This window comes from Stackebrandtia sp. (assembly GCF_035643755.1).
Lineage (GTDB): Bacteria > Actinomycetota > Actinomycetes > Mycobacteriales > Micromonosporaceae > Stackebrandtia.
This window is the reverse complement of record NZ_DASQPW010000105.1, coordinates 1-2,157: the sequence shown is the minus strand read 5'-3', so window position 1 is coordinate 2,157 and position 2,157 is coordinate 1. Positions and strand designations below refer to the sequence as shown.

Below are 2,157 nucleotides of genomic sequence, written 5' to 3'. Positions count from 1 at the left end.
AAGCCTGTCGGCTTCTATGACGGCGCGGACCGGTATCTGACCGAATCCGAACTGGTCGAGCGGTTCACTCCCCTGGACGCCCCAGCGGAGGCCCACGATGGCCACTGAGGACGAGCTACGCGGCCGCTACGCCGAGGCCGCCGCCGACTGGGCATACATGCACCCGATCTCCAACGGGGGCCTCGCTGAAGGCGAGGAAGCAGTCCGCCTCGCGACGACCTGGGGCGAGCAGATCACGCGGTACCTCACCGAGTCGGTTCGGGATGAGGAGATGGAGCGGGCCCACGGGGAGATCGGCCGGCTGGGCAACCGCGTCAAGGCCCTGGAAGCCCTCGGCGAGGAGCTCCGGCGCCAGAGGGACAAGGCCGAGGCCGCCGTCGAGCGTGAGCGGCAGCTGCACGTCCGGAACGTCAACACAGGCGACTGCGAGTACTGCTCGGAGCGCGACTACCCCGACTATGCGGTGCCGTGGCCCTGCGACAGCATTGCCGCTCTGGACGCCCCAGCGGAGGCCCACGATGGCTGAGAGGCTCCGTATGCGTGTCTTGCGCCGCCTGCTGGGCATCGACAGCGACGAAGCAGCCGTTCGGCTGGTCTCGGTGATCGACCTGAAGCAGGGGGACCGGGTCAGACTGCTCGGCCAGATCTACGAGGCGGTCCAGATCGAGCGGACCTTCGCCAACGAGCGGCGGGTCGTGCTCCACCAGATCGGCGGGTCGAACCGGCTGGAGCTGGACGAGCTTGAGTATCCGTTCGCGGTTTTCGAGCTGGCTTTCGCGTCGGACGGATCGCGGCTGTGACCTCGGGTGTTACGTCCTCTCTGCCGCCACATCCGGCCACACCCCCCGGCCACCACTGAGCCGCCACACCGCGTCTCACCACGACGGAAGGAACACCCCCATGCGCAACGTCATCCTCGCCGCAGCCATGCTCACGCTCGCCGCCGGCTGCGGGTCCGCCACCAAGGCGGCAGCACCGCCTCCGCCGACCCCCACCCCTGCGGCCACACCCACCTACGACGGGTCGACGATGGACGCCTGCAAGGAGGCGGCCAAGGCGACCGACCCGAAGGACAAGAAGTACGTGCACGCCCAGGCGGCCAGGGCGTTCGCCGCGCTCAGTGACGTGGCGGCGCTGCGTGGGGTGGCCAAGAAGTTCAGCGATGCTCCGGCCGGGACGACGCTGGATGATGTCCGGGCGCTGACGGCCGCGATCACGGTAGACACGTGGTGCATCCAGCATCACGTGAAGGCATAGCGGGCGTGGCACCATCAACGTAAGCGCCCCCGCGACGGGCAAACGTCCGGGGGCTGGCCGACCCTAGGAGTCGACATGACAGAGTCTACGGAACACACCCTCGCCCGCATCGAGCGCGCTCTGGAGAACTGGGAGCGCGGCCCGGACGTGATGCAGTGGACCCCCCGCATGCGGAGCCGCGCCGAACGCGAAGCCGCGAGTGCCGAGCAGATCGAGCGGATGCGAGAGGCGATGCGCCCGCTCAACGAACTGTTCAGCGGGCTCCAGGCGATCGCCGAGCAGCAGGCACAGCACGTGAGTGAGGTGATGCGGCAACTCGCAGGCGCCCTCACCGCGACGCGCGCGGACTTCGTCCTCGTCCCCGGCGAGCCGGAGCAGTCCTGCCACTGCCTTTGCCTGCATAACCACAAGGGCCGCGAGCTGTGCCAGGGCGACACTCCGGTGAGTGCGGCTGAGATCATGCGGTACCGGACGGCGTTGACAGGTGAGGTCGAGGTGCCGATGTGCCCGCCGTGTGCCGAGGCCGTGCTAGCGGCTCACGCCTGAGGCCGGTCCTCCGGCGGTGTGACGTAGCTGCCTTTGCCTTGCACGGTGTACACCAGCCCACGGGCCCGCAGCTCTCGTACGGCACGGCGGATCGTGTCCCGCGACACCGGATACGCCTGCGCGAGCTGGGTCTCGGACGGTACCGGGCGGTGCGGTGCGAGCTCGCCGCTTAAGATCCGCGCTTCGAGCCGGTCGGCGAGCTGCTGTGAGAGTGGCCGGCCGTGCTCCGGATCAAGATCATCGTCGTGCACGGACAGGACACTAGACGCCTGCTCTCGTGGCCGGGCGTGGCCATACGGGTGCGGACGAGTGCAGACGTCTGGACTCTGGGGATCTTGCGACGTACGGTCATCG

The 2,157-nt window shown here is 68.7% G+C and carries 5 protein-coding genes; 4 read left to right on the top strand and 1 reads right to left on the bottom strand.

The annotated features are described in order from the left end of the window. The first annotated feature begins 97 nt into the window (after positions 1-97). From VE172_RS08080 to VE172_RS08065, 4 genes are all read left to right on the top strand, one after another. Complete coding sequence (locus VE172_RS08080) at positions 98-526, top strand: hypothetical protein (protein ID WP_324799642.1); 429 nt, start codon at positions 98-100, stop codon at positions 524-526. A 10-nt stretch (positions 527-536) separates the two neighbouring features. Continuing rightward, a complete protein-coding gene (locus VE172_RS08075) occupies positions 537-800 on the top strand; it encodes a hypothetical protein (protein WP_324799639.1) in 264 nt (87 codons plus the stop codon). A 100-nt stretch (positions 801-900) separates the two neighbouring features. Further along, positions 901-1,257, top strand: a complete 357-nt coding sequence (locus tag VE172_RS08070) for a hypothetical protein (RefSeq protein ID WP_324799636.1) — start codon at positions 901-903, stop codon at positions 1,255-1,257. 75 nt (positions 1,258-1,332) lie between these two features. Next, a complete protein-coding gene (locus VE172_RS08065; protein ID WP_324799632.1) occupies positions 1,333-1,803 on the top strand; it encodes a hypothetical protein in 471 nt (156 codons plus the stop codon). On the opposite strand, the gene VE172_RS08060 is transcribed toward VE172_RS08065, so the two are convergent. After that, on the bottom strand, positions 1,794-2,054 hold the full coding sequence (locus VE172_RS08060; RefSeq protein WP_324799628.1) for a winged helix-turn-helix domain-containing protein: 261 nt from the start codon (positions 2,052-2,054) through the stop codon (positions 1,794-1,796). The genes VE172_RS08065 and VE172_RS08060 overlap by 10 nt on opposite strands. Positions 2,055-2,157: the final 103 nt, after the last annotated feature.

What these genes read in the sequence shown, in the direction of transcription:
- VE172_RS08070 (WP_324799636.1), top strand. Translation starts at nt 901, where the DNA reads ATGCGCAACGTCATCCTCGCCGCAGCCATGCTCACGCTCGCCGCCGGC.
- VE172_RS08075 (WP_324799639.1), top strand. Translation starts at nt 537, where the DNA reads ATGCGTGTCTTGCGCCGCCTGCTGGGCATCGACAGCGACGAAGCAGCC.
- VE172_RS08080 (WP_324799642.1), top strand. Translation starts at nt 98, where the DNA reads ATGGCCACTGAGGACGAGCTACGCGGCCGCTACGCCGAGGCCGCCGCC.
- VE172_RS08065 (WP_324799632.1), top strand. Translation starts at nt 1,333, where the DNA reads ATGACAGAGTCTACGGAACACACCCTCGCCCGCATCGAGCGCGCTCTG.